This window comes from Acidimicrobiales bacterium (genome assembly GCA_016794585.1).
Taxonomy (GTDB): Bacteria; Actinomycetota; Acidimicrobiia; order Acidimicrobiales; family DATDAH01; genus JAEUJM01.
This window is the reverse complement of the sequence record JAEUJM010000032.1, coordinates 1-26,196: the sequence shown is the minus strand read 5'-3', so window position 1 is coordinate 26,196 and position 26,196 is coordinate 1. Positions and strand designations below refer to the sequence as shown.

27 protein-coding genes are annotated in these 26,196 nt (G+C 73.1%); 16 read left to right on the top strand and 11 right to left on the bottom strand.

The window, feature by feature from the left end; translation table 11 throughout:
• Positions 1-3: 3 nt before the first annotated feature.
• Positions 4-390, bottom strand: coding sequence for a nuclear transport factor 2 family protein (locus tag JNK12_16265; GenBank protein MBL8777498.1), 387 nt, complete (start codon positions 388-390; stop codon positions 4-6).
• Positions 391-425: 35 nt separating this feature from the next.
• Here JNK12_16265 and JNK12_16260 point away from each other — a divergent pair, with 35 nt between their 5' ends.
• The 6 genes from JNK12_16260 (at position 426) to JNK12_16235 (ending at position 7,872) form a co-directional block, all read left to right on the top strand.
• The gene (locus tag JNK12_16260) at positions 426-1,250 is read left to right on the top strand and encodes a hypothetical protein (protein ID MBL8777497.1); all 825 of its coding nucleotides are present in this window, start codon (positions 426-428) and stop codon (positions 1,248-1,250) included.
• A 72-nt stretch (positions 1,251-1,322) separates the two neighbouring features.
• Positions 1,323-1,796, top strand: coding sequence for a hypothetical protein (locus JNK12_16255; protein ID MBL8777496.1), 474 nt, complete (start codon positions 1,323-1,325; stop codon positions 1,794-1,796).
• A 113-nt stretch (positions 1,797-1,909) separates the two neighbouring features.
• Positions 1,910-3,367 (top strand): DUF2157 domain-containing protein, encoded by a 1,458-nt coding sequence (locus JNK12_16250; GenBank protein ID MBL8777495.1) that lies wholly within the window; start codon positions 1,910-1,912, stop codon positions 3,365-3,367.
• Positions 3,368-3,407: 40 nt separating this feature from the next.
• The gene (locus JNK12_16245) at positions 3,408-5,210 is read left to right on the top strand and encodes an amidohydrolase (protein MBL8777494.1); all 1,803 of its coding nucleotides are present in this window, start codon (positions 3,408-3,410) and stop codon (positions 5,208-5,210) included.
• 79 nt (positions 5,211-5,289) lie between these two features.
• Positions 5,290-6,420, top strand: coding sequence for a DUF2510 domain-containing protein (locus JNK12_16240; protein ID MBL8777493.1), 1,131 nt, complete (start codon positions 5,290-5,292; stop codon positions 6,418-6,420).
• Positions 6,421-7,872, top strand: a complete 1,452-nt coding sequence (locus JNK12_16235; protein ID MBL8777492.1) for an aldehyde dehydrogenase family protein — start codon at positions 6,421-6,423, stop codon at positions 7,870-7,872. It begins immediately after the preceding gene.
• On the opposite strand, the gene JNK12_16230 is transcribed toward JNK12_16235, so the two are convergent.
• Both JNK12_16230 and JNK12_16225 read right to left on the bottom strand, forming a co-directional pair.
• Positions 7,859-8,998 carry a VWA domain-containing protein gene (locus tag JNK12_16230; protein ID MBL8777491.1) on the bottom strand — a complete coding sequence of 380 codons (1,140 nt, stop codon included), beginning with the start codon at positions 8,996-8,998 and terminating at the stop codon, positions 7,859-7,861. The genes JNK12_16235 and JNK12_16230 overlap by 14 nt on opposite strands.
• Before the next feature lie 74 nt (positions 8,999-9,072).
• Positions 9,073-9,978 carry a MoxR family ATPase gene (locus tag JNK12_16225; GenBank protein MBL8777490.1) on the bottom strand — a complete coding sequence of 302 codons (906 nt, stop codon included), beginning with the start codon at positions 9,976-9,978 and terminating at the stop codon, positions 9,073-9,075.
• 155 nt (positions 9,979-10,133) lie between these two features.
• On the opposite strand from JNK12_16225, the gene JNK12_16220 reads away from it, so the two are divergent.
• Entirely contained in the window at positions 10,134-10,889 is a 756-nt protein-coding gene (locus JNK12_16220; protein ID MBL8777489.1) for an SRPBCC family protein, read from the top strand.
• An 11-nt stretch (positions 10,890-10,900) separates the two neighbouring features.
• The gene (locus JNK12_16215; protein MBL8777488.1) at positions 10,901-11,428 is read left to right on the top strand and encodes a nucleoside 2-deoxyribosyltransferase; all 528 of its coding nucleotides are present in this window, start codon (positions 10,901-10,903) and stop codon (positions 11,426-11,428) included.
• 9 nt (positions 11,429-11,437) lie between these two features.
• On the opposite strand, the gene JNK12_16210 is transcribed toward JNK12_16215, so the two are convergent.
• Positions 11,438-11,929, bottom strand: coding sequence for a MarR family transcriptional regulator (locus JNK12_16210; GenBank protein ID MBL8777487.1), 492 nt, complete (start codon positions 11,927-11,929; stop codon positions 11,438-11,440).
• Positions 11,930-12,038: 109 nt separating this feature from the next.
• Between JNK12_16210 and JNK12_16205 the strand changes: the two genes are divergently transcribed.
• Complete coding sequence (locus tag JNK12_16205) at positions 12,039-12,623, top strand: YceI family protein (GenBank protein MBL8777486.1); 585 nt, start codon at positions 12,039-12,041, stop codon at positions 12,621-12,623.
• A gap of 161 nt (positions 12,624-12,784) precedes the next feature.
• Here JNK12_16205 and JNK12_16200 read toward each other — a convergent pair whose 3' ends face one another.
• Positions 12,785-13,534, bottom strand: coding sequence for a helix-turn-helix transcriptional regulator (locus JNK12_16200; GenBank protein MBL8777485.1), 750 nt, complete (start codon positions 13,532-13,534; stop codon positions 12,785-12,787).
• 98 nt (positions 13,535-13,632) lie between these two features.
• Between JNK12_16200 and JNK12_16195 the strand changes: the two genes are divergently transcribed.
• A complete protein-coding gene (locus tag JNK12_16195) occupies positions 13,633-13,851 on the top strand; it encodes a hypothetical protein (protein ID MBL8777484.1) in 219 nt (72 codons plus the stop codon).
• A 31-nt stretch (positions 13,852-13,882) separates the two neighbouring features.
• Here JNK12_16195 and JNK12_16190 read toward each other — a convergent pair whose 3' ends face one another.
• Positions 13,883-14,431, bottom strand: a complete 549-nt coding sequence (locus JNK12_16190) for a DinB family protein (protein ID MBL8777483.1) — start codon at positions 14,429-14,431, stop codon at positions 13,883-13,885.
• On the bottom strand, positions 14,428-15,687 hold the full coding sequence (locus JNK12_16185) for a cytochrome P450 (protein MBL8777482.1): 1,260 nt from the start codon (positions 15,685-15,687) through the stop codon (positions 14,428-14,430). Before JNK12_16185 ends, JNK12_16190 begins: the two co-directional genes overlap by 4 nt.
• Positions 15,688-15,722: 35 nt before the next feature.
• Here JNK12_16185 and JNK12_16180 point away from each other — a divergent pair, with 35 nt between their 5' ends.
• Genes JNK12_16180 through JNK12_16170 form a run of 3 tightly spaced genes read left to right on the top strand, consistent with a single transcriptional unit; the run spans position 15,723 to position 19,665 of the window.
• Positions 15,723-16,526, top strand: a complete 804-nt coding sequence (locus JNK12_16180; protein ID MBL8777481.1) for a hypothetical protein — start codon at positions 15,723-15,725, stop codon at positions 16,524-16,526.
• Between the two features lie 6 nt (positions 16,527-16,532).
• Positions 16,533-18,920 (top strand): HAD-IC family P-type ATPase, encoded by a 2,388-nt coding sequence (locus JNK12_16175; protein MBL8777480.1) that lies wholly within the window; start codon positions 16,533-16,535, stop codon positions 18,918-18,920.
• Positions 18,913-19,665: a maleylpyruvate isomerase family mycothiol-dependent enzyme gene (locus JNK12_16170; protein MBL8777479.1), complete on the top strand. Its 753-nt coding sequence runs from the start codon at positions 18,913-18,915 to the stop codon at positions 19,663-19,665. Before JNK12_16175 ends, JNK12_16170 begins: the two co-directional genes overlap by 8 nt.
• A 16-nt stretch (positions 19,666-19,681) precedes the next feature.
• On the opposite strand, the gene JNK12_16165 is transcribed toward JNK12_16170, so the two are convergent.
• The 4 genes from JNK12_16165 to JNK12_16150 form a co-directional block, all read right to left on the bottom strand.
• Entirely contained in the window at positions 19,682-20,209 is a 528-nt protein-coding gene (locus JNK12_16165; protein ID MBL8777478.1) for a hypothetical protein, read from the bottom strand.
• Between the two features lie 11 nt (positions 20,210-20,220).
• Positions 20,221-21,087, bottom strand: a complete 867-nt coding sequence (locus JNK12_16160; protein ID MBL8777477.1) for a FliA/WhiG family RNA polymerase sigma factor — start codon at positions 21,085-21,087, stop codon at positions 20,221-20,223.
• Between the two features lie 195 nt (positions 21,088-21,282).
• The gene (locus tag JNK12_16155; GenBank protein ID MBL8777476.1) at positions 21,283-22,269 is read right to left on the bottom strand and encodes an NAD(P)-binding domain-containing protein; all 987 of its coding nucleotides are present in this window, start codon (positions 22,267-22,269) and stop codon (positions 21,283-21,285) included.
• 13 nt (positions 22,270-22,282) lie between these two features.
• Positions 22,283-22,420 (bottom strand): hypothetical protein, encoded by a 138-nt coding sequence (locus tag JNK12_16150; protein MBL8777475.1) that lies wholly within the window; start codon positions 22,418-22,420, stop codon positions 22,283-22,285.
• A gap of 139 nt (positions 22,421-22,559) precedes the next feature.
• Here JNK12_16150 and JNK12_16145 point away from each other — a divergent pair, with 139 nt between their 5' ends.
• The 3 genes from JNK12_16145 to JNK12_16135 form a co-directional block, all read left to right on the top strand.
• Positions 22,560-25,079, top strand: coding sequence for a hypothetical protein (locus tag JNK12_16145; GenBank protein MBL8777474.1), 2,520 nt, complete (start codon positions 22,560-22,562; stop codon positions 25,077-25,079).
• A gap of 256 nt (positions 25,080-25,335) precedes the next feature.
• On the top strand, positions 25,336-25,695 hold the full coding sequence (locus JNK12_16140) for a hypothetical protein (protein ID MBL8777473.1): 360 nt from the start codon (positions 25,336-25,338) through the stop codon (positions 25,693-25,695).
• Between the two features lie 48 nt (positions 25,696-25,743).
• A partial coding sequence (locus tag JNK12_16135) for a hypothetical protein (GenBank protein MBL8777472.1) occupies positions 25,744-26,196 on the top strand: 453 nt, incomplete at its 3' end.

The window sequence follows — 26,196 nt, the reverse complement described above, 5'->3', positions numbered from 1 at the left end:
CGCTCAGTGGGGCGCCACCGGGGAGCCGTGGTGAAGGGTGAGCAGCCAACGGTCGCCGCGGCGCACGAACACGTTGGTGGCGGCCACGGTGCCCGACACGGCACCGGCCATCAGGTTCTCGTCCACGGTCACCCACGCGACATCGCCCACCACGACGATCTCGTCGTTGGTGAGGATGAACTGGTTGCGGCCGGGCCCGCCGAGTATGCGCCGCCACGACTCCTCGACATCGGGCCACCCTCGCAGGATCGGCCACCCCGGGTGCACGCACACGACGCCGGCGTCGTGGTCCCAGACGTCGGCCATGGCGGCGAGGTCGCGACCCTCGTGGGCGTCGTAGAAGGCCTGGTTGGCCGCCCGCACCGCGGCGATGTCGTCGGTCCCGTGCACGACAGGGACGGTACCGGGGCGTAGATTCCAGCGCCGTGAACCTGGTGTGGGCGGTGGTCATCGTCACGGTGGTGGCGACGCTCGCCGTCGCCGTGATGTTCGCGGTGCGACGCCGAGCGCCCAAGGGCGGGTTCTTCGCCGACGGGGACCGCGCCGCCGGGGTCTTCGGCGTGCTGGCCACCGGTTTCGCCGTGCTCCTCGGCTTCGTCGTCTTCCTCGCGTTCCAGAGCTACGACACCTCTCGGGCAGGGGCGGAGGACGAAGCGGTCGTCCTCGCCCAGCAGGTGGAAACGGCCCAGCTCCTGCCCGAGGAGGACCGGGCCCGCCTCACCGGCGAGCTCATCTGCTACGGGCGCTCCGTCGCCGGCGTCGAGTGGGACGAGATGGAGGCCAGCCAGCTCGACGCCGAGCCCAACCTCTGGGCCGACGAGCTCTTCCGCACGATCACCGGCATCGAGGCCGCCGACGACGCTCAGCAGTCGGCCCTCGACCGGTGGCTCGACCAGCGGTCCGAGCGCGAGCAGGCCCGCAACGACCGCATCCACGGTGCCTCGGGCATCATCCCGGCGCCGCTGTGGATCGTGCTCCTGTTCCTCTCCCTCGTCCTGTTCGCCTACATGCTCCTGTTCGCCGACTCGGCCGAGCTGGCCGTCACCCAGGGGGTGATGATGGGCACCGTTGCGGTGCTCATCACCACGCTCCTCTTGCTGGTGGCCTTCCTCGACGACCCGTACCACGACGGCGTGGGCGGCCTGCAGCCGGTGTCCATGGAGCGGGCACTGCGCACCATCGACGACATCGTGGTCGTCCTCGACCTCGAGGTCGACCCCCCGTGCGACGCCGAGGGACGCCCCGTCTGACCCTCCCCCCGTCGAAGACGGTTGGGACCAACGGCCCTAGGCCACGGCCGACGCCACGCCGACCATTTCAGGATGAACCGTGTCGTTCGCCAGATCCCCGTCGTCGGCGAGTGGGCCCGCCACGACGTCACCCCGCCCCGCTGGACGGGACCCGCGGAGGCCAAGGGGGTGCTCGTCGAGGAGGAGGACTCCGAGCTGCGCTCGGCCATCACCGACGCGCTCCGCCATGCGGGGTATCGCACCGCCGAGTGCTCGGGGCCGGGCTGGCACGGCGACGGTCGCTGCCCCCTCGTCGAGGGCGACGGGTGCAGCTCGGTCGAGACCGCCGACGCGGTGCTCCAGGTGCTGCTCGCCAGCAACGAGCCGATGCGCGAGGTGCGGGCCACGATCCACAGCGACGAGCCCGGCGTGCCCGTCATCCTCTTCGCCCCCGCGCCCACCATCGACCGCGACCCCGACCTCGCCGAAGGCGCCGTGGTGCGCAACGACCCCCTCACCCGCGCCGCCGTCGTCCGCGCCGTCGCTGACGTCATCGGACCGCCGTAGCCCCGGCCAGGGACCAAGGGCCCTGGCTCGGGGCCCAGGGCGCGCTCACGCTGCAGATGAGTGGCCCGCCCTCTCACGGGGTCCGGGTCCCGCCGACCCGAAGGAGGGTGGCCATGTTCCTGCTGGCGCTCCTGCTCCTCATCATCGTGGTCGCCGTGTTCGTCGTGCGCTCCCAGCTCGCGGCACGGGACCACCCCATCCAGACGCGGACGGCCCACCGGCCCGCGTCCACGCGAGACGAGTTCGACCGATGGGTCGACGCCGGCCTCCTCACCGAGGAGCAGGCCGATGCCATCACCGCCTTCGAGGCCGACCAACCGTCGGCGCTGGGGCCCACCGCGGTGGCGGTGACCTCGCCAGGCACCGAGCCTGCGATCGCGCCCAGCAGTGTCCGCCCCCGCTGGCGCTCACCACGGGTCCCCGTGGTGGCCGAGTCCCTCGGCTACCTCGGCGCAGCACTGGCCGGCGCCGGCCTCCTCCTGACCGTCAGCAGCTTCTGGAGTGAGCTGAGCGCGGCCGGTCGGATGGGCCTCACGGGCGCCACCGCGGTCGTGCTCGGCCTCGCCGGGCTGGCCGTCCACGAGGGTGCCGACCCCGCCTTGACCCGTCTGCGAGCCGTGCTCTGGCTGGCGTCGACCATGGCCGCTGCCACCTTCGCGGGGGTCGTCGCCGACGCCGCCGGTGCCGAGACGGCCACCGTGGTGGGCGCGACCGCGGCCACCACGACCGCGGCGGTGAGTGGCGCCTACTGGTGGTGGCGGGAGCGCCCCGTCCAGGAGATGGTCGCCCTCGCCGCGATCCCGGTAGCCGTGGGTGCTTGGGTCCTCTCCCTCTCGACGCCGCTCACCACCGGCGTGGTCGTGTGGGTCGTGGGCGCGGCCCTCTTCGTCGTCGGCCTCCGCCTCCTCACTCCCCTGCCCTGGATCACCGAGTCGGTCGGCGGCGTCACCCTGGTCGTCGGCAGCGGCATGATCGCCAGCGAGATCGAGGGTTCCGGCATGCTCGTCCTCGTGGCGACCGGCGCCGTGCTGGTGGCGGTCGCGGTGGTGCGTGGGCTGGCGCCGACGGGCACCGGCCAGGTCATCGCCGGGCTCATCGGCGCCCTCGCCGTGGTCCAGAGTGCCCCGCCGACCATCGCCTGGTTCGCGAACGAGGCCGGCGTGCTCACCGGGCTCACCGTCTGGCTGAGCGGCATCGGGCTGTTGGCCGTGGGGTGGACCGCCTGCACCCGGTGGCCCGTCGTGTTCGAGATCCTCGGTGCGGTCGTGATCGTCGCCGGTGCCGCGGTGTGCGGCGCCCAGGCGCCCGGATTCGCCGCCCTCTTCGGGATCGCCAACGCCGTCGCCCTGCTGGCGCTGGGCATGCGCCCCGGTCGGGTGGTGCTCTCCGCGGTCGGCGCCCTCGGCCTGCTCGGCAACGTGCCCTGGGCCATCAGCTGGTTCTTCCCGGGTGAGAACCGGGCGCCGCTGCTCATCATGGTGTCGGGTGCCCTCATCATCGCCGCCGCCGTCCTCATGACCCGGCTGTCGGGTCGCTTCAAGAGCGAGATGGGCCACCCGCACCCCGCGTGAGACGGCGATCCGGCCGTCGGCACCGTCGTAGGGTGCGGCGATGAGCGCCGTGCGCACCGACGTCCCGCCGGCCTGGGAGCACGGGTGCGGATGCGGCGGACCCTTGGCCGCGGCCCTCGCCATCGGGGCTGCGATCGACGGCCCCGACCACCACGGTTCCGCACACGGCCAGGGCCATGCCCACCGCCGGGACCGGCGGCAGGCGAGCGGCCAGGTCACCGTGCTCACGGGCGCCACGGTGCTGCCCGTCGACGACTCCTTCTCCGAGGCGGAGGCCGTCGCCGTGTCGGACGGCCGCATCGTCGCGGTCGGGAGCGAGGCGGCGGTGCGGGCCGCCGCCGGCCCCGATGCCCGACGGGTCGATCGGCCCGGCGCCACCATCCTCCCCGGCTTCATCGAGCCGCACGCCCATCTCCTGCCGTCCGCGCTGTTCGGCCCCTGGGCCGACGTCGGCCCCTTCCGGTTCCCCACGGTCGACGGCGCGCTCGGCCACCTCGCCGCACTCGCCGCCGCCCGACCCGACGGCGGCGACGACTGGGTGCTGGCCCGCCAGTTCGACCCGTCGCTCCAGGAGGGGCCGGACGAGCTCACCACCGCCGAGCTCGACCGGATCTCGACCACCCGCCCGGTGGTCGTCCTCAACGCGTCCCTCCACTTCGCCTACGTCAACCAGGTCGCGCTCGATCGTGCCGGCATCACCGCGACCACCCCCGATCTCGCCGGTTCCCCTTACGGCCGCCACCCGGACGGGCGACCCAACGGTGTGCTCCTCGGCCAACCCGCCATGATCAGCGTGCTCGCACACCGCCCGGGCATGGGCGACGTCGACCTCGTCGCCGCGGCGCTCGCCGTCGTCCGCCGCGCCAACTCGGTCGGGATCACCACCATCTGCGACCAGGGCACGGGAGGTGTCCTCGGTGGCGGCGACCTCGACGTCTACGCCGCGCTCGCCGCCTCCGGTGCCCTGACCACCCGCCTGCGCCACTCCCTGTTCGACCTGCGCTCCGACGACTGGGACGCCCGCGGGGTGGCCCCGGGCGACGGCGACGCGCTCGTGCGGGCCACGGGCTGGAAGATCGTCAGCGACGGCTCGAACCAGGGCCGGAGCGGCCGCCAGCGCGACCCCTACCTGCCGAGGCCCGGGTGGCCGGAGGACCACCGGGGGGTCGCCTACGTCGAGCCCGACGACCTCGCGGCCAAGGTGGCCCGGCGGGCTGCCGAGGGTTGGCAGGTGGTGGTCCACGCCAACGGCGACGCCGCCATCGACGCCGCGCTCGACGCCTTCGCTGCGGTCGACGGCGGGCCTGCGGCGGCCGCCCACCGTCGCCACCGCATCGAGCACTGCTCGATCCTCCATGACGAGCAGGTCGAGCGGCTCGCCGCCCTCGGCGTCTCGCCCAGCTTCCTCATCGGCCACGTGGGGTGGTGGGGCCGGGCCTTCCGCGACGACCTGCTGGGGCCCGAGCGCGCCGACCTGCTCGACCGGGCGGGTGCCTGCGACCGCGCGGGCATCCGCTGGACCATGCACTCCGACGAGCTGGTCACGCCCATGGGGCCACTGCGTTGCATCGGCCAGGCCGTCACCCGCCGACTGAGCGCGGAGCCCGGGACCGTCCTCGCCCCCGACGAGCGGGTCACCGTCGAGGCCGCTATCCGGGCCATGACCGCCGACGCCGCCTGGCAGTGCCACTCCGACCACGAGGTCGGCACGCTCGAGGCGGGCAAGCGGGCCGACCTGGTGGTGCTCGCCGAGGACCCCCGGGCCGTCGATCCGGAGGCCATCGCGGACATCGCAGTGCTCGAAACCTGGTTCGACGGCGAGCCGGTGTTCTCCGCGGTCTGAACACTCGGCGCTCACGCACCGCGTCCCACGCGCTTATCGTTCGGGCCGAGGACCCCAACCGCATCGGGAGGCAATGGCCGTGAGCCAGAGTGGTGGAGCAGCGGGCTGGTACGACGACCCCTTCGGTCGCTTCGAGAAGCGGTGGTTCGACGGCACCACCTGGACCGACCAGGTGTGGCACGCCGGCGCGGCCCAGGTCGACCCACCGGTGACCGCCCCCGTGACGCCGGTCTCCGCCAGCAGCGCCGCCGGGACGAACCCCGCCGGGCCGGCGCCGGCCGGCGTCGGCGCGGTCGCGGGCGCGCCGGGCACGGGGACCCCCCTTCCCCCCTGGTTGGGAGCGCTGGCCGCGCCCCTCGTCGCACTCGTGGCCACGGTGGTCCTGTCGACCGTGTTCGACCTGTTCCCCCGGTTCATCCTCTTCACCACCAAGAACGGCATCGACAGTGAGGGGAAGCGGGTCTTCGTCGCCCTGGTCTTCGGTGCCCTGCTCGGCGCCGCCGTCCTCGGCGGGCCCAAGCTGGTGGCCGCCCTCGGCGCCGGCGGCAGCCTCGACAAGGACGACCTCATGCCCCTCGCCCTCGGTGCGATGTCCGGGGCCGCCGCCGGGTTCGTCACCCAGGTGTTCGGCTTCCGCATCGTGGACGTCATCTTGTTCGACCCGCTCATCGACAACCTCGGGTCGTTCCTCGGACGCCTGATCTTCGCCTTCTACTACGGCATCATCTGGGCCCTGTTCGGGGTCGTCATGGGCGCCGTGGCCTTCACCCCGATCGCCGGGCCCGACCCGGCGGCCAAGCGACGGCTGCCGCTGCTCACCGCCGCCGGGTTCGTGGGCGGCGCCATCGGCGGGTTCCTCTTCGCCCCCGGCCGCTTCGACTTCGGCGGCATGGGCTCGGCCGTCATCTCGATCCTGCTCGTGGCCGCGGCCTACGGCTTCGCCAGCCTCTTCGCCGCGCAGGGCCTCGACGTGGCGTCGCTCGCGGCCAAGGCCAACCAGGCGGCCAGCGGCCTCGGTGGGAGCCTCGGCGCCCCCGGGGGCCCGGTCGCCCCCAGCGGTGCGGCACCTGCCGCCAGCAGCGCCGCCGCCGGCGCGTGGCACCCGGATCCCACCGGACGCCACCAGCAGCGGTGGTGGGACGGCACGCAGTGGACCGACCAGGTGGCGGACGGCGGCGCCACCTCGACCGACCCGCTCGGCGGGGCGTAGGTGCCCGAGACCCATCAACTCCTGATCGACGGCCACTGGGTCGACGCCCGCGACGGGGCCGTCTTCGACACCCTCGATCCTGCGACGGGCGAGGTCCTCGCCTCCGTGGCCTCCGCGGGCGCCGCCGACGTCGACCTCGCCGTGGCCGCCGCCCGCCGGGCCTTCGACGGTGGCGTGTGGGGCCTGGCCGTGCCCGAGCGCGACCGCTCCGAAAAGCTCTTCGCCCTCGCCGCCCTGCTGCGCCGCGACGTCGACGAGCTGGCCCGCCTCGAGACCCTGGACTGCGGCAAGCCCCTCGAGGACGCCAAGTGGGACGTCGAAGAGGCGGCCTTCATGTTCGAGTACTACGCAGGGTGGGCCACCAAGATCACCGGGGACATCCCTCCGGTGGGCCCCGACGCGATGAGCCTCATCGTCAAGGAGCCCGTCGGCGTCTGCGGCCTGATCGTGCCGTGGAACTACCCACTCCTCATGGCCTGCCAGAAGGTGGCACCGGCCCTCGCCGCCGGCTGCACGGTGGTGCTCAAGCCCGCCGAGCAGACCCCCCTCACCGCACTCGCGCTCGGGCGCCTGTCGGTCGAGGCCGGCCTGCCCGCCGGCGTGCTCAACGTCGTCACCGGCACCGGCCCCGACGCCGGCGAGCCCCTCGTCACCCACCGTGGTGTCGACAAGATCAGCTTCACGGGCTCGAAGGTGGTGGGTCAGCGCATCATGCGCCTCTGCGCCGACGACCTGAAGCGGGTCACGCTCGAGCTCGGCGGCAAGAGCCCCAACATCGTCTTCGCCGACGCCGACCTCGCGGAGGCCGTACCCGGCACCGCCCTCGGCATCTTCGGCAACCAGGGCGAGGTCTGCTCCGCCGGCAGTCGCATCTTCGTGCAGCGCCCCGTCTACGACGAGGTGCTCGCCGGTCTCGTGGACGAGGCCAAGGCGCTCACGCTCGGTTCGGGCCTCGACCCCGACGTCACCATGGGCCCGCTCGTCTCGGCCGCGCAGCGCGAGCGGGTCGAGGGCTACATCGGCCTCGGCAAGCAGCAGGGCGCGCGCCTGGCCTTCGAAGGGGCCCGCCCCGAGGACCCGGCCCTCGCCGGCGGCTTCTTCGTGCCTCCCACGGTGTTCGAGACCGAGTCACTCGACCTCACCATCGCCCGCGAGGAGATCTTCGGCCCGGTCGCCACCGTCGTGGCCTTCGACGAGGTCGCGGAGGTGACCGCCATGGCCAACGACACCGAGTACGGCCTCGCCGCCGCCATCTGGACCCGCGACATCGGCAAGGCGTTCGCGGCCGCCAAGGCGGTGCGGGCCGGTGTGGTCTGGATCAACGACTCGCAGCCGGCCCCCAGCGAGGCGTCGTGGGGCGGCTTCAAGCAGTCCGGCATCGGCCGCGAGCTGGGCCCCTACGGGCTCGACGCCTTCCTCGAGACCAAGCAGATCTACGTCAAGCTGGGCTGACGCGGCGGTCGCGCCCGTCCTCGCTCCGTGCGATGGTGCGCAGGAGCTCGGCCATCGCCGCCGGCGAGTGACCGCTCAGGAGCACGTCGACGTGCGGCAGCGCCGCGGCCATGCCGCCGGCGAGAGGTGCGAACCCCTCGGTGGCGGCGCGGGGGTTCACCCAGACCACGCGGTGGGCGAGGCGGGCGAGGCGGGCCATCTGCTCGCCGAGCAGGGCCGGGTCGGCGCGCTCCCACCCGTCCGACACGACGACCACCACCGCGCCCCGGGCCAGGCCCCGCCGGCCGTGGTCGTCGTTGAAGCGACGGAGGGCCTCGCCGATGCGGGTGCCGCCGGCCCAGTCGGGCGCGAGAGTGGCCACGTGGGCCAGGGCCTCGTCCGGGTCGATGTCCCGCAGCACCCGGGTGAGACGGGTGAGGCGGGTGGCGAAGACGAAGGCCTCGGCCCTCGTGGCCCGAACCGCCCCGTGGAGCAGGTGCAGGTAAGCCCGGGCGTAGTCCTCCATCGAGCCGGAGACGTCGGCGAGCAGCACGATCCGGCGTCGACGCTCCTTGGTCCGACGGTGGACCCGGTGCACGGGGTCGCCGGCGGTGCGATGGGCCTTGCGCAAGGTGGCCCGCAGGTCGAGGGTGGACCCGTGGTCGGCGCGCCGGTGGCGGCGACCGGGCCGCATGGGCGCGACCACCCGCAGCTCGGCCACCAGCCGGCGCAGATCGGCCCGCTCGTCCTCGGTCCACTCGCCGAAGTCCGTGGTGCGCAGCCGCTCGACGACGCTGGCGGCGGCCCGGGCCTCGGTGTCGCTCCCGGGCTCGTCGGCGTCACCCTCTTCGTCGCCGTCGTCGGGGAGGGCCAGCGGCGGAGTGGGCACGGGGACGGTCATGGCCGCCGGCGCCGACCGTCCACCCGGGGCGCCGCCGAACACCTCGGACGCCACGCGCTCGAAGGCGTCCAGGTCGGCCCGACCCGCCACCAGGGTCACCCGGGCCAGCGCGACCAGCTCGGCGACCGTGGCCGGCCGGGCCGCCACCAGGGCGCGCACGAAGCGGCCGGTGCGCTCGGGCGTGGCGGCCACGCCCGCGTCGTGGAGGCGCTGCGCGAAGGCGGCACCCACCGCCGCCAGGTCCACCCCCTCCCGCTTCTGGGTACTCCCCTGTGTTCTGGACGACACCGGGGAGTACCCGGAACGGTCCGGGTCGGTCATCAGCCGCCGGCGACGAGCCCGTCGAGACCCGCCGCACGGGCCAGGTCGAGGTCCTCCCGGTACTTCAACACGGCGCCCAGGGTCTGGTCGGCGGCAGCGGCGTCGAGCCGCTCGAGGCCGAGGGCGGCCAGCACCGCCACCCAGTTGATGGCCTCGGCCACGCCGGGCGGCTTCTGCACGTCGAGGGAGCGCAGGCGGGCCACCGTGGCGGCCACGTGCTCGGCCAGGGTGGCCGACGCCGCCGGGACCCGCCGGCGGATGATGGCCACCGAGCGCTCGAGATCCGGGTAGTCGATCCAGTGGTAGAGGCAGCGGCGCTTGAGGGCGTCGTGCAGGTCACGCGTGCGGTTGGAGGTGAGCAGCACCACCGGCGGGTGGGCGGCGCGCAGGGTGCCGAGCTCGGGGATGGTGACGGAGGCCTCGGCCAGCAGCTCGAACAGGAAGGCCTCGAACTCGTCGTCGGCGCGGTCCACCTCGTCCACCAACAGGACGGCGGGGCGCGGCCCCGGGTGCTCGATGGCCTGCAGCAGGGGCCGTTCGATGAGGTACTCCCGGCCGAAGAGCTGGTCCTCGCCGACGTCGGCGCCGGTGGCCTCGGCGAGGCGGATGCCCAGCAGCTGGCGCGGGTAGTTCCACTCGTAGAGGGCCTCGGCGGCGTCGATGCCCTCGTAGCACTGGAGGCGGATCAGCGGCGTGTCGAGCGCGGCGGCGAGCGCCTTGGCCGCCTCGGTCTTGCCCACGCCGGGCTCGCCCTCGAGCAACAGGGGCTGGGGCAGGCGCACGGCGCAGAACAGGGCGGTGGCCAGGTCGAGGTCGCACAGGTAGTCGGCACCGTCGAGGGCCGCCTGCACGGCGGCGACGTCCGGCAGGCGGTCGGCGAGATCGTCCCCGGCTTCGGCGCTCACCGTCCCAGGATGCCCCAGATGAGTGGGGTGAGGAGACGGTGCACCCGGCGGCCCGGCGCCGGGGTGTGCGAGGCTGCGGAGCGGAGCGCAGCAGCGCCGACGGCGGACCCCATGCCGAAGGCGCTCCGAGGGACGAGGAACGAGGAGCGAGGTAGATGGAGCTGAGCAACGAGTTCGAGGTGGCGGCGCCGATCGAGCGGACGTGGAAGGTGCTGACCGATCTCGAGCGCATCGCGCCCTGCCTGCCCGGGGCACAGCTCCAGGAGGTGGAGGGCGACGAGCACCGCGGCGTCATCAAGGTGAAGGTGGGCCCCATCACCGCCCAGTACAAGGGCAAGGCCGTGTTCGTCGAGCGTGACGACGCCGCCCACCGCGCCGTGCTCCAGGCCGACGGTCGCGACACCCGCGGCCAGGGCAACGCCAGCGCCACCATCAGCGCCCAGCTCACCCCCACCGAGGGCGGGACGCACGTGAGCGTCGACACCGACCTGAGCGTGACCGGCAAGGTGGCCCAGTTCGGCCGCGGGGTGATGGCCGACGTGAGCAGCAAGCTCATGGCCCAGTTCGTGGAGAACCTGGAGACGACCGTCCTCGCCGACGACGACGGCGAGGCCGGCGAGGCCGGCGATGCGGGCGGCGGGTCGGGCGAGGAGGGGATCGACGCGCCGGCGGCGGACACCGAGGCGACCGCTGGCACCGACGACGTGACCGGGGCAACCGAGGGCCCGGGGGACGCCGCGAGCCCGGCGCCGGCGCCCGACGCCCCCGTGGTGCGCACCATCGACGCCCCCGAGGCCGCGCCCCTCGACCTCATGGAGGTCGCCGGCGCCAAGACCATGGCGAAGATCGCCCTGCCCGTGGTCGTCCTGGCGGTGATCCTCGTGGTCCTCCTCGTCCTCGCTCTGACCTGAGGCCTGGCGCCGTGGCTCCCCTCCGCGCCTACCTGGCCGGGCCCGAGGTCTTCCTGCCCGACGCCGTCGCCATCGGCGAGGCCAAGAAGGCGATCTGCGCCGAGCACGGACTCGAGGGGATGTACCCCCTCGACCCGGTCGAGGGCCGAGCGCCGGACTTCGACGGCATCGCCCTCTTCGAGCACTGCCTCGCCCACCTCGACCGCTGCGACCTGGTGATCGCCAACCTCACCCCGTTCCGAGGCCCGAGCATGGACGTCGGCACCGCGGTCGAGATGGGCTACGCCCTCGGCGCCGGCCGGCCGGTGTACGGGTACACCAACGCGGCCGCCGACTACCGGGACCGGGTCGACGCCGAGCCCGGCTGGCTGGTGGAGGACTTCGGCTTCGTGGACAACCTCATGTGCGAGGGCACGGTCCGCCGGCGTGGGGGCGAGCCCGTGCGAACGGCCGTGGCGTCGACCGACCCGGCGACGGTGCTGGCCGACCTCACCGGCTTCCGCGCCGCCGCGGCCCGCGCCGCCGCCGACCTGACCTGAGCGCGCGAACTACTCGACGCAGAAGGTGCTGGCTCTTACGGCTTCGGGGTTGACGTGGTCGCGGAGGCGGCGGAGGATGCGCTCGAGGTCGGCCCGGTCGGAGGCGTCGAGGGGACCGATGAACTCCTCCTCGAGGTGGTCGAGGTGCGCCGGCAGGAGGGCGTCGACGCGATCGCGGCCGGCATCGGTGAGCGCGGCGTAGACCGAGCGGCGGTCACTGGGACAGTCGACCCGGGCCACGAGGCCGTCGCGCTCGAGGCGGTCGACGGCTCGGCTCAGGCCGCTGGCGGACATCGTGACCTGCGCGGCGAGGTCACTGAGGCGCAGGCGCTGCTCGGGGCTGCGGGCGAGGCGCAGGAGCACCTCGAAGGTCTGGTGCGTCATCCCGAAGTCCGCCTCGAGCCGACGGGACAGGTGGGCGGTCAGACCGTCGTGGGTTTCGAAGAACAGCCCGGCCAGCGTGAGGCGGGGGTCGTCGAGGGGTGCATCGGGTGCGTCCACGCCCCCCACGCTACCTCATCGAAGAAATAGTTGCATCCGCAACTTTCCTCGCTAGTCTGTGCAACAGCAACCTTTGCACCTACAAGCAACTCCTGGAAAGAGGATCCCCATGAGCGTCTCCGAAGCCCCCGTGTCCATCGTCCGCACCATCGACGGCCAGGAGCTCCCCGTCGCCGGGCGCTACGCCATCGATGCCTCCCACACCGAGGTCGTGGCCATCGCCCGCCACCTCGTGTTCACCAAGGTGCGGGCCCTGTTCCCCGAGGTGACTGGCCACGTGGTCATCGCCGAGGACCCGACCCAGTCGACGGCCGAGATCGAGATCGCCGTGGCCAGCGTCGAGAGCCGCGACTCGGCCCGCGACGAGCACCTCCGCTCGGCGGACTTCTTCGACGTCGAGAACCACCCCACGATCGCCTTCGCCGCCACGGGCGTGCGCCGGGACGGGGCCGACTGGAAGCTCGACGGCGACCTCACCGTCCGCGGCACCACCCGCTCGGTCACCCTCGACGTCGAGTACCTCGGGGCCGTCACCGACCCCTGGGGCGGCAAGCGCATCGCCTTCACCGCCTCCACCGAGGTCGACCGGGAGGACTTCGGCCTCACCTGGAACGTCGCCCTCGAGACCGGTGGCGTCCTGGTGGGCAAGAAGGTCACCCTCGAGATCGACACCGAGCTGGTCTACGAGGGCTGATCCGCCCGGGCGCCCGGCGGGTCCGCCCCCCCCAAGCGCCGGGCCGGCCGTGAACGGCGAATGCCGGGCCCCCGATCCATCGCCCCTCCGGGACGGTTCGGTGGGCCCGGCATCCTCGCCGGTTCCCGCAGTGTTGAACTTGAAAGCAGTGGTGATCTCGATCAGGCCGTATCGATGCCGGGCACGTCCGGGACGAGGGGGCCTTCGAGGAGGAGGGCGTCGGCCAGGGCCGCGGCCGAGGCGAGCTGGGCGGCGTCGGCACCCCACCCGCGGATGACGTCGTCCACGAAGCGCAGCGCCAAGAGGCGGCCGGCGAAGAGGTCCGGGTCGAAGTGGGCGATGCCTTCGAGAAGGAGCACCCCACCGAGGGCGGCGGCGGCGGTGACCATGCGCTCGGCGGCGTTGCCCGGGGAGATGGCCCCGACGTCGGTGGCCACCTGCACGTTGGCGGTGCCCATGGCGAACAGCTGCCACGCCGACGGCAACATGTTGGCGGCCTCGTCGTCGGAGATCCGCGTCCGGCGGGTGGTGAGGGCCCGGAAGAGGTTCGACTCCTCGGGGTACACCTCGGCGGTGCTCACCCAGAAGCGAAGGCCCAACACGAGACGGGCGAGCGCCGCCTCGACCTCGTCGGCGGCACGGTCGTCCAGCTGGGGGTCGACCCGGGCCTGGAGCCGGCGGTAGGACTCCGTGATGCGGTCGAGGGCCAGCCGCTGCAGCTCGGCGAGCAGCGCGTCCTTCGACGAGAAGTAGGTGTAGATGGTGCCGACCGCGCAGTCGAGGTCGTCGGCCATGCGCTGCATGGTGAGGCGATCGATGCCGTCCTCGCTGACGATGCGCATGGCCGCCCGCAAGTACTGCTCACGGCGGGCCAGGCGATTGCGAGCCCGGCGATCGGCGACTTGAACCACGTTCAGAGTTTGAATGGCGTTCAGTGCCGAGTCAAGGAAAAGATGTGACGGGCGACACACCGAGGCCGGGCCCCGGCGCCCAGGGCTACGTTGCGCCCATGACCGGGTACGAGTGGCTGGACCGATTCGCCGACCACCTGGGGGTCGAACGGCCGGAGCCGGGTGAGATCGAGACCCTCCTCGACCTCGCCGGCGTGGCCGCGCACTCCTCCGAGCGCCTCGCCGCGCCCATCGCCTGCTGGCTGATCGGGCGGGCCGGACTCGACCCCGAGGATGCCCTGAACCTGGCGCGCGACCTGAAGCACGCGGAGACCTGATCGCCGGTCGCCGCCGGCGGCGGTCGGCGCGCTAGCGGCCCTCGAGCGCGGCGTAGCCCTGCTCGACGTCCCACACGTGGTGCACGGGATCGTGCAGCACGTAGCGACCGAAGGACTCGACGGTGAAGCGGGCGCCGTCCGAGCGCATGCCGGTGCGGGCCCACTGGGTGTCCTCGACCCGGTCGTACGCGTCCGCGAAGGCGATGGCGTTGGACTCGAGTTGGCGGGCCACCGCGAACGGGTCCTGACCGGCGTAGTCGTCCTCCACCGCGGTGGCGTCCTGATCCCAGTTCAGGAAGGTGGGGTCGTCCTCGGCCAGGAGCTTCTCGAGGCGACCGAGGCACGTGCTGAACACGTCGCGGACGTGCGCCCCGTACTCGAGCGCCGACCACTGGTCGGGCCGGGGACGTTCGGTGGCGAGCGGTCGGTCGAGCAGCGGGCGCCAGCGCAACGCCACCCGCCGGATCCCGGCGCCGAGGCGCTCGCGGGGGTGGTCGGAGGCCTCGAAGCCGCAGTCCGGGCACGGCCGGTCCAGGACCCAGGTCCAGTCCTTGTCGTCGGGGACCATCGGGGACGTCATGGCGTGAAGGTTACGGGGAGCCGCTCGAGGCCGCGGAGGTTCATGCGACCGTTCCACGTGGGGCCGGGGTCGGCGAGGGCGAGATCGGGGAAGCGCCGGATGAGCCGCCCCACGGCCACCTGCCCCTCGAGACGGGCGAGCGCCGCGCCGAGGCAGAAATGGGTGCCACTGCCGAACGAGACGTGCTGGCCGGCGTTGGCGCGGCCGAGGTCGAGCTCGTCCGCGCTCGGACCCCAGAACGCGCGGTCACGATTGGACGAGGCCAGGCCGGCGAGGACGAACGTCCCCGCCGGGATGGTGCGCCCGGCCACCTCGAGGGGGGCGACCGTGATGCGTCGTGAGAACTGCACCGGGGCGTCGTAGCGCAACAGCTCGTCGACCGCGTTGGCGTCGAGCGAGGGGTCGTCACGCCACCGGGCGAGCTGGTCGGGGTGGCGGAGCAGGGCCAGGGTGCCGTTGCCGATGAGGTTGACGGTGGTCTCGTGGCCGGCGATGAACAGCAGCACCACCTGATCGCGCAGCTCGGCCGGGGTGAGACGGTCGCCGTCCTCCTCGGCCCGGATCAGCGCGGTGAGCAGGTCGTCGGCGGGGTGGTCCCGCTTCCACTCGATCACCTCGTTGACGTGGTCGGTCATCGCGTCCGAGCTGGCGAAGGCGTCACGGGCCTCCTCCTCGGTGATGACGGGGTCCAGCATCTTCACGATGGCGTGCGACCAGTCCCGCAGCTGGTCGCGGTCGGCGTCGGGCATGCCGAGCATCTCGGAGATCACGGTGAACGGCAGCGGGAAGGCCAGGTCGGCGATCACGTCCATGCGCCCGCTCGACGCCACCGCGTCGAGGTGGTCGTCCACGAGGCGCTCGACCAGCGGGCGCAACCCCTCGATCATGCGCGGGGTGAAGGCCTTGGAGACCAGGCGGCGCAAGCGGGTGTGATCGGGCGGGTCGACGTTGAGCATGGCCCGCGCCCCACGGGCGCGGCGCTCCTGCTCGTCGCCGTGACCGGACTCGGCGAGGAGGCGGTCGAACAGGTCGGCCCGGGGGCCCTCCCGGGTGCTGCGGTCCTCCTCGACGCTCAGCGAGGCGTCGCGCAACAGGCGGTTGACGTCGTCGTAGCGGAACAGGATCCACGGCCCGGCCAGGCTCTCGTGGACCGGCTCGGCCTCGCGCAGCGCCGCGAACTGGCGGTACGGGTCCTCGGCGTACCCCGGCTCGAAGGGGTTGTAGATCACCGGCTCGACGGGCGTGCTCGCGCTCACGCCCGAAGCCTACGACCGCCCGCGATACTGCAACCGTGGACACTCCCCCTCAGCCCCCGGTCGACCCGCCCCCGGTGAACCCTGCCCTCCTCGAGGAGGCGGTCGAGCTCTGCCGCCACGCCGGCGAGCTGACCCTGAAGTGGTTCCGTTCGATCGAGCTCTCGGTCGACCACAAAGGCGACGGCACCCCCGTCACCGCCGCCGACAAGGCCGCCGAGCGCTACCTGCGCGAGGAGCTCGAGGCCCGCCACCCCGACGACGCCATCCACGGCGAGGAGGAGGCGGACAAGGCGGGCACCAGCGGTCGGCGGTGGATCATCGATCCCATCGACGGCACCAAGGCCTTCACCAAGGGCGTGCCCCTGTACTGCAACCTGCTCGCCCTCGAGGACGAGCACGGCCTCGCCGTCGGCGTCATCAACCTTCCCGGCCTGACCGAGGTGGTCTACGCCGGCCGGGGCCTCGGTGCCTTCTGCAACGGCAAGCCCGCGCGGGTCAGCTCGTGCGAGTACCTCGACGAGGCCTACCTCACCACCAGCGGGTTCGGCGGCTGGTCCCCCGCGGCGCTGGCGGCCGTCAAGGACGTCGGCATCCACCTGCGCACCTGGGGGGACGGCTTCGGCTACGCGCTCGTGGCCACGGGACGGGTCGAGGCCATGGTCGATCAGGTGGCCAGCCCCTGGGACATCGCGCCGGCGGCGCTCATCCTGGCCGAGGCCGGTGGCCGGTTCACCTCGATGCGGGGTGACGACGGCTTCCACCACGGCAGCGGGCTCGGCACCAACGGCATCCTCCACGACGAGCTCCTCGCCCTCTTCGCCCCCACCTTCGAGGACTGAGCGCGGGTGCCCGTCCCCGACGGGATCGTGGGGCTCACCACCGCCGAGGTCGCGGACCGCCGCGCCCATGGCCTCGGCAACGACGTCCCCGCGGCGCCGACGCGCACCGTGCCGCAGATCCTGCGCGCCAACCTCTTCACCCGCTTCAACGCGCTGCTCGGCGGGCTCCTGGTGGTCATCTTGATCGTGGGCCCGCTCAACGACGCCCTCTTCGGATTCGTGCTGGTGGCCAACGCCCTCATCGGGATCCTCCAGGAGTGGCGGGCCAAGCGCACGCTCGACCGGCTCGCCATCGTCTCGGCCCCGAAGGCCCGGGTGATCCGGGACGGGGTGCCCGCCGAGATCGCCGTCGGCGAGGTGGTGCTCGACGACGTGCTCGTGCTGCGACCCGGCGACCAGGTGGTGGTCGACGCCGAGGTCGTCGAGGCACAGGGCCTCGAGGTGGACGAGTCCCTCCTCACCGGGGAGTCGGACCCCCAGCACAAGTCCCCCGGCGACGCCGTGATGTCGGGCAGCTTCGTGGCCGCGGGGTCGGGCCACGTGACGGCCACCAAGGTCGGGGCCGAGGCCTACGCCGTGAAGCTGGCCGAGGAGGCCCGCCGCTTCACCCTCGCGTCGTCCGAGCTGCGCAATGGCATCGACCAGATCATCAAGTACGTCAGTTGGGCCATGCTGCCCACCGCGGCCCTTCTGCTGTTCAGCCAGCTCCGCGCGCACGACGGCCTCGCCGAGGCCCTCGCCTCCACCGTCGGCGGCGTCGTGGCCATGGTCCCCGAGGGCCTCGTGCTGCTGACCAGCGTGGCCTTCGCCGCCAGCGTCGTTCGTCTCGGTCGCCAGCAGGTGCTCGTCCAGGAGCTGCCCGCGGTCGAGACCCTCGCGCGCGTCGACGTGATCTGCCTCGACAAGACGGGGACCATCACCGCCGGCGACATCGCCTTCGCCGACCTCGAGGTGGTGGGCGACGGTGCCGAGTCGGTCGTGGCCGCCGCGCTCGCCGGGCTCTCGGCGTCGGACCCCAACCCCAACGCCACCCTGGCCGCCATCGGGCGTGCCCCCGTCGTCGCGAGGGCCGCGGCGGAGGACACCTGGGACGCCCGTCTCGCGGTCCCCTTCTCGTCGGCCCGCAAGTGGAGCGGCTCGGACTTCACCACCCAGGGCACCTGGGTGCTCGGCGCTCCCGAGGTGCTCCTCGGCGACGCCGGCGGCGAGTCGGCCGACCAGTGCCGCTCCCGGGTACAGGAATTGGCCGCACTCGGCCGCCGGGTGGTCCTGCTCAGCCGCACCGACGCCGCGCTCGTCGGCGACGAGCTGCCGGCGGGCCTCGCGCCCCAGGCGCTCGTGCTGCTGGCCGACCAGGTGCGTCCCGACGCCCCCGAGACCCTCGCCTACTTCGTGGCGCAGGACGTCCGGGTCAAAGTCATCTCAGGCGACAATCCCACCACCGTCGCCGCGGTGGCCCGCGAGGCCGGCGTGCCCGACGTGGGCGACGGCTACGACGGGCGGGACCTCCCGGAGGACGAGGCGGCGCTGGCCGACGTGCTCGACGAGCACCACGTGTTCGGTCGCGTCCAGCCCCACCAGAAGCGGGCCATGGTGAAGGCGCTCCAGGCGAAGGGCCACGTCGTGGCCATGACGGGCGACGGGGTCAACGACGTGCTCGCCCTGAAAGACGCCGACATCGGCATCGCCATGGGCTCCGGCTCGTCGGCGTCGCGCGCCGCCGCGCAGATCGTGCTGCTCGACGGCCGCTTCGCCACCATGCCCGGCGTGGTGGCGGAGGGCCGCCGGGTCATCAACAACATCCAGCGCGTAGCCAACCTCTTCCTGACCAAGACCACCTACTCGATGCTGCTGGCCCTCAGCGTCGGCGTGATCGGCTTCGCCTTCCCCTTCCTGCCCCGCCACCTGACCCTGGTGGGCAGCCTCACCATCGGCATCCCCGCGTTCTTCCTGGCCCTCGCCCCCAACCGCAACCGGGCCCGCTCTGGCTTCGTGCCCCGGGTGCTGCGCTTCGCCGTCCCCGCCGGCACCCTCGCGGCGATCGTCACGTTGACGAGCTACGCCATCGCCCACGCCAACGACGCCGTGAGCCTCGATCAGGCGCGCACCGTCGCGACCCTCACGCTCGTCAGCACCGGCCTGTGCATCCTCGTGCGCCTCGCGCAGCCCTTCAACGCGTGGCGCAAGGCGCTGGTGCTGTGGATGATCGGCCTCTTCGTGGCCGCGCTGCTGCTCCCACCCGCCCGCGCCTTCTTCGCCCTCGAGCTGCCGCCGCCGTACCTCTACGGCGTTGCCGCCGCGCTCGTCGCCGCCCAGGAGCTGGTGTGGCGGGCCATCCGGGGCCGGGTCCCGCCTCCGGAGCCCGACGACGGGCAAGATGAAGGGGATGGATGACGCCGCCTTCCTCGTCGCGCTCCGGCGCGAGTCCGACGCACTGAGCGCCGCCGCCCGCGGTCACCTCGGCGCCGGTGTCCCCGCCGTCGAAGGGTGGACGGTGGGCGAGGTGGTGGCGCACGTCGGCCAGGGTGCGCAGTGGGCGGTGCACCTGGTGCGCGACGGCATGGACGCGACCGCCGCGCTGCTCGCACTCGGCCCCGACCCCGACGCCGACGCCCTCGGCGAGGACGGCCTGCTGGCGTGGTTCGACGCCCGCACCGACGAGGTGTGCGCGGCCTTCGAGGCGGCCGGCCCGGACACCACGTGCTGGACCTTCACCGGCGACGGTCCCGCGAGGGACTGGTGGCGCCGTCGGGCGCAGGAGACCGCCATCCACCGCTGGGACGTGGCCGGCGCGGCCGGCGCCGCCGCCCCCGTCGAGCGCGACCTCGCCCTCGACGGCATCGACGAGGTGTTCGAGCTGTTCGTGCCCCGGCTCGGCGACCGCCTCGCGGGCGACGGGCGAACCCTGCACCTGCACGCCACCGACGAGGGCCTGCCCGACGGCACCGGTGAGTGGACCGTCGCCTTCACCGCCGATGGTCCTGTCTGCGAGCGGGGTCATGCCAAGGGCGATGCCGCGGTGCGGGGCCCGGCGTCGGACCTCCTCCTCCTGCTCTGGAACCGTGTCCCCCGGAGCCGCCTCGAGGTCTTCGGCGACGCCGGCGTGCTCGACTTCTGGGCCGAGCGCGCCCGCATCTGAGCGCCGGGCGGACCCGCTACGCCTGCATCGGGCCTCGGGCCCGGGCCTCCTCGATGGTGGCCACCGCGTCACGGAGGTGCTGGATCCAGTCCGCCTCGTGGTGGCCGACCAGGCGCACGCACCAGGCCAGCGCCTCGCTGCGGCTGCGGGCCACGCCGGCGTCGATGAGCGTGTCGAGCACGTCGCGCTCGTCCATGCGGAGGCGGGTCATCACCGGGGTGCTGACGGTGGTGAAGTGCTCCTCCTCGGCCTGTCCGCCGGAGGGGCAGACGACGCCCCACGACACCTTGCGCCCCCAGACGACCTCCGCCTCGGCGGCGATGGCCATGCGGTGGGGGCGGGTGGCCTCCCGGAAGGCGGTGATGCACCGTTGGCGCTCGACGGCCGCCGGACCGTCGCACTCTTCGGGGGCCGGCACGCGCAACGGGCCGACCACGAGGATCTCCTCGCGATCGACCCGCACGCTCGGTGCTTCGTCGAACCAGTCCTCCGGCAACCGCTCGACCACCCACGTGACGATCTCGCGGGGGGCGGGGTCAGCCATGGATTACATGATTACACAGCGACTCGGTTGTAGGGAACCCCGACCGGGATGGACTCCTCTTCGATCATGTCGTCGGTGATGACCTGATCGAGACGGTGCTTCCAGGCGCTCGCCTCGCCGATGGCGTCGGCGTAGTTGGCCTTGCGCTTGGCCACCCGGCCCACGGGCTCCTCGACCCCCACCTCGGGGTTGTCGTACTGGCGCTCGATGCCTTCTTTCAGCATGGCGAGGGCCTCGGACCGGAGCTGGCTGATGCGGGACTCGGTCACGCCGAGGAAGCGGGCCAACTCGAGCGAGGTGCGGTTCTCGAGGAAGTAGCCCACGATGACCAGGCGCTGGCGCTCGGGCAACAGCTCGACGGCGTCACGCAGGTACGCGTGCAGCTCCCGGGTCTCCAGCTCCTCGAGCGGCTCGACCGCGGTGCGGTCCACCAGGACGTCCACGAGGGTGAGGTCCTCGTCCACGTCGTCGGTGACCTCGTGCTCGAGGGCCAGGACCACCGAGCGGAAGAGCCGGTCCTGGAGCTTCGACAGCTCGGCGAGGGTGATGCCGAGCTCGTCGGCCATCTCCCGCAGCGACGGCACCCGACCCAGTTCGGTGGCCAGTCGCTGCTCTGCCGCCTCCAGCTTGCGGGCCAGGGTGCGGACCGAGCGCGGCGCCCAGTCGGCGGCCCGGACCGCATCGAGGATCGCGCCCCGGATGCGCTGTGCGGCGAACCGATCGAACGGGACACCCCGAGCCTCGTCGTAGCGGCGGGCCGCTTCGACGAGTCCCAGTGCGCCGGCCCGAGCCAGCTCGTCACGGTCGACGTGGCGGGGGAAGTGCACCGCCACCTGGAACACGATGTGTCGGACGAGCGGTAGGTGCTCTTCGATCAACCGTGCGGAATCTGGTGTATCGCCCATGTCTGTATCGCCCCTCCTAGTTGAACCAACGTCGGAGTAACGACCACTTCGGCTGAGACCTTTAGAACAAATCCGAAGTTTCTTCGAGTTACATTGATGTAATTAGATCGGTAGTGCATTCGCATCAAATGACAGCATTGTCATTTGATGCATTCGCATCCGCCGAGGTCAGGCCCCCGCGCCTTCGAAGACCGCGGCGCGCACACCTCGCCGGGCCAGGTCGGCCAGGAGGCCGAGCACGTCGTCACCTGCGGCGAGGCCGGCACTGCCCACGGGAAGGCGCCGTTCCGCCACCCAGAGGGCGGCCACCGCGGCCACCGCGCCGGCGGCGACGCCCGGTCGGTCCATCGCGCCGAGCACCTTCGTCTCGCGCCGCTGGCCTTGACGGCCCCGGACCTCGACGCGCAGAGCGCCCGGCCCACCCTCGGGATGGGGCGGGCGCAGCATGGGCAGGCGGGCGGTGAGGCGATCGCGGCGCGTGGCTCCGAGGCGGGCGGTCACCCGGGAAACCTCGGGGAACGCGGGTTGGAGCAACATCGCGTCGGGCAGCGCGGCCCGATAGCAGTCGGCGCCGCCGATGGGGTCGGGGAACCAGCAGAGCTCGCGGCCCGAGCCGCCCGGCCGCTCGACCCACTCGTCGTCGCGCCAGTCCACGGCGATGCCGCCGAGGGCCCGGTGGTGCTGGCGGGCGCAGGCGGGCCCGCCGGTGCCGACCTTGGCCACGTGCACCTCGTCGACGTGATCGAAGCCGGCGGCGGCATGGCGGGCCAGCAGGCAACTGAAGCCAGGCGAGAAGGCCGCGCCGGCCACGACGGTCACGCCCTGGTCACGGCACCAAGGGTCCAGGGCGAGGAGGTCGCGGACGTCGTCGATGGCGTCGCTGGTGGAGACCACGCCGACGCCCCGCCCGACGAGGGCCCGTGCGGTCGGGAGATGCGCCCCGCTCGGCGTCGCCAGGAGCACGGCGTCGACGTCGGCACCCAGCAGGGCGTCCTCGCTGACGATCTGCACCCGGTCGGGCATGGCCTCGTGCAACAGGCGCGTGCGGTCGGGGTCGGTGTCGTGGGCCAGCACGGTCTCGACCGCGTCGGTGGCCGCGAGCTGTCGGGCGGCGCGGGCACCGGTGGCGCCCACGCCGACCACGGCGATCTTCATGTGGCGGGCGGGATCACGTCAGGTCGGGACCGGACAGCTCACGCCAGCCCCCACCCTTCGGCGGGGTGCCACCGGTCCCCCGCAGGCGCAGGACGGCGGCGAACATCCCGGCCACCCCCAGGGCCACCAGTGCTCGTCGTGCCATCTTCATAGGGGGACGACGGTAGCGGGTCGGCGGCGGCGCCGTCACCGGCGATCCGGTCGCGCTCGCCCGGCTGGTGCAGCAGGTCGCCGTGGTCGCACGCTCGGTCAGCCTGCTCGAACTGGTCGCCGTCGCTAGCATCCGGGCGATGCGCCGGGAGCGAAGGGGGGTGCTGGGCGCCGTCGTCCTCGTCGGCGTCCTGGCGGCGACATCGCTCGTGGCGGGTCGGGCGGCGGCGACGCCCTCGTCCGTGGGCCGCTCGACCGTCGGTCCGTCGTCGGTGACGCCGATCGTGTCGTCCGGTTCCCACCACGCGTGCGGGCTGTCCGCGGACGGGCAGGTCCGGTGCTGGGGGCGCAACCAGTGGGGGCAGCTCGGCCTGGGGGACACCGTCAACCGGGGCGACCAACCGATCGAGATGGGGCCGTCACTGGCGTCCGTGGACCTGGGCGCGGGGCGTTCCGCGGTTGCCCTCAGCGCCGGCAGCCAGCACAGCTGCGCCGTGCTCGACAACGGCCAGGTCAAGTGCTGGGGCTACAACGACTACGGGCAACTCGGCCTCGGGGACACCGCCGAGCGCGGTGACCAGCCCGGCGAGATGGGCGACGCCCTCCCGCCCGTCGACCTCGGCGCCGGCCGCACCGCCACCGCCGTCAGCGCCGGCGACTCCTACACCTGCGCCGTGCTCGACAACGCCCAGCTCAGATGCTGGGGCTCCAACACTTCCGGCAGGCTCGGGCTCGGGGACACCGCCAACCGCGGCGACGACCCCGGCGAGATGGGCGACGCCCTCCCGCCCGTCGACCTCGGCGCCGGCCGCACCGCCACCGCGGTGAGCGCCGGCGACTCCTCCGCCTGCGCGGTGCTCGACGACGGCCGGCTCAAGTGCTGGGGCAGCAACGGGTCCGGCGCGCTCGGGCTCGGGGACACCGCCAACCGCGGCGACGGGCCCGGCGAGATGGGCGACGACCTCCCCGCCGTCGACCTCGGCACCGGACGCACCGCCACCGCCGTCGCCCTGGGGCTTCACCACACCTGCGCGCTGCTCGACGACGGCCGCATCAAGTGCTGGGGCGAGAACAGCCACGGGCGGCTCGGGCTCGGGGACACGGCCGACCGCGGCGACGGCCCCGGCGAGATGGGCGACGACCTCCCCGCCGTCGACCTCGGCACCGGACGCACCGCCACCTCGGTGGACTCCGGCTACGACTCCTCCAGCGGGGGCGGCCACACCTGCGCCGCGCTCGACAACGGCCAGGCCAAGTGCTGGGGGTACAACGACCACGGCGCGCTCGGACTCGGTGACCGCTTCAGTCGAGGCGACCAGCCCTTCGAGATGGGCGACGACCTCCCCGCCGTCGACCTCGGCACCGGACGCACCGCGACCGCGATGGCCGCGGGCAGCACCCATTCCTGCGCGCTGCTCGACAACGGTCAGGTCAAGTGCTGGGGGAGCAACGGCTTCGGCCAGCTCGGCCTCGGCGACACCGCCGCACGGGGACGGAGCCCCGGCCAGATGGGCGACAGCCTCCCCGGCACCATCGAGCTGCTCGGCGCATTGGCCGGCCTCGTCACCGATGGCGACGGTGCGCCGCTGGCCGGGACCTTGGTGGCGGCGCTCGACACCAACGGGTACGGCGTCGCCGGGGGTGCCGTGGCCGCCATCAACGGCCAGTTCCACTTCCCGGTGCCCGACGGCACCTACCTCATCTACGCCATCGACCCGAGCGCGGCCAACGAGCCCGGGTTCTTCGGCGCCCCCACCACCGTCTCGGTCGATGGCGCCACCACACTCGTGGCCGGAACGCTCGCTTCGCGCTTCGGTGCGGTCTCGAGCACCGTCACCGACGCGACCACAGCCGGCCCGGTCAGCGGCGCACTCGCGCTGGCGCTGAGCCTCGACCGAGGCGGCGAGCCCGTCGCCGCTTGGACCACCGACGCCAGCGGTCAGGTCAGCCTCTCGGGCCTGCACCCCGGCAACCACCTGCTCGCCGTCGCCGACCCCACGGGCGCCCATGCCACCGCCACCACCCCGTTCGCCGTCGCCGCCGACACGACCACCACCGCCGACGTGATCCTCTCCCAGCAGACGCCGGTCGGCACCGGATCGATCCTCTTGGGTCGCCTCACCGACTCGGCCTCCTCGGCGCCCGTCGCCGGTGGCATCGTCGCCGCCTTCCGAGCGAGCGACTTGGCCTTCGTCCGCGCCGCGAGGTCCAGCTCGACCGGCGGCTACGCCCTCAACCTCGCGGCCGGCAGCTACAAGCTGTTGTTCATCGACCCTTCCGGCCACCACGTCACGGAGTGGTTCGACGACCGGGCCGGCGTCGATCCCGTCACCGCCACCGCGGTCAGCGCGCCCGGCACCGCCAACGCCACCCTGGCTCCGACCACCGGCGAGATGTCGGGCACCATCTCGCTCGGCGACCGCGCCGCCGCCAGCGCGTGGGTCGTCGCCGTCGGCTCCTCAGGCATCGCCGGTGGTGCGGTCACCGATGCCGAGGGGGCGTACCGGATCACCGGGCTGAGCCCCGGCAACTACCGTGCCGCGGTCGTCCACCCGCTCAGCGGCCGGTTCGAGTACTGGATCGACGGCACCTCCTACGCCGACGCCGCAGTGTTCCCCGTCACCGCCGGCCACGACGCCCCCGTCGACGCACAGCTCTGAGACGCCGGCGTCCCACGGGACGTCATGTCCGGTCGCCGTCGCCCCGCTGCGCCCAGAGCGCGCCGGCGCGGCGCCAGGTTCTCGGTCCTGCCGCGGTCAGGGCAGCCGTGGCGGGCTTTGAGAAGGGCGGTCCAGGAGGCGTCGACGTTGACCCGGTGTGCGTAGTAGAGCGCCATACCCTGGCCGGACTCGGCGGGTTGGATGATCTGCCTCGCAAGCCCTCCACCGAACGCGCCGCTGGGTCATCATGGCCGGCGTGTTCGGACGGTTCAGCGCCGCGGCCAAGATGCGCGATCGGGCCCGACCCCTGCTCGAGCCTGGCGAGGTGATCGAGTTCGCCTTTCCGGCCATCGTCGGCCACCGCACCCACGACCACCAGCGGATCGAGCAGCGCATCATCGCGGTGACCGACCGGGCCATCGTGGTCATGGACAACGCGGGTCTCCGCCTCAACCCCGTGCGGATACGGCGACGGGTCCCCCGCCAGACCCGCCTCGGCCCCGTCTCGTGGAAAAACAACTTCTGCGACACCCTCGGCGAGGAGCTGACCATCGACAGCCGCTGGTTCGGCGAGGTCCGCGCCGCCGACGCCGCCATCGGCTGGCACGACGACTGACCCCGGTCGGCGCCGCTTTCCTGTCACACCCCCTGGGGAGAATGGGGCATGGTCGACCTCGCCACCGATCCTGTTGCGAGCGCCGACGCGCTCGCCGGTGAGGGCCCGGGTGGGTGGGGGCCGGGGGCGCGCACCCGGCGGGTGCGGGACCTGTTCGCCCTGAAGGAGCGCACCGAGGCGGCGTTGCTCGCCGAGGTCGCCCAGTGGGACGCGGCCAAGGATTGGGCGCTCGACGGGCAGCTCTCGGCGCCGGCGTGGCTGGCGTGGCAGACCCCGGTCACCAAGACCGTCGGCGGCCGGGTCGTCGCCGACGCCACGTTCCTCCGGGCCCACGACGACATCGGCGCCCTGTTGGCTGCCGGTGAGTTGTGCTGCGCGCACGTGACCGCGATGGCCAAAGCCGCCAAGGGCCACGAGACCGAGTTCGCCATCTGCAAAGAGTCCCTGGTGGGCTCGGCCCGCGAGATGAACGCCACGGACTTCGCCGCGGTGATGGCCGGG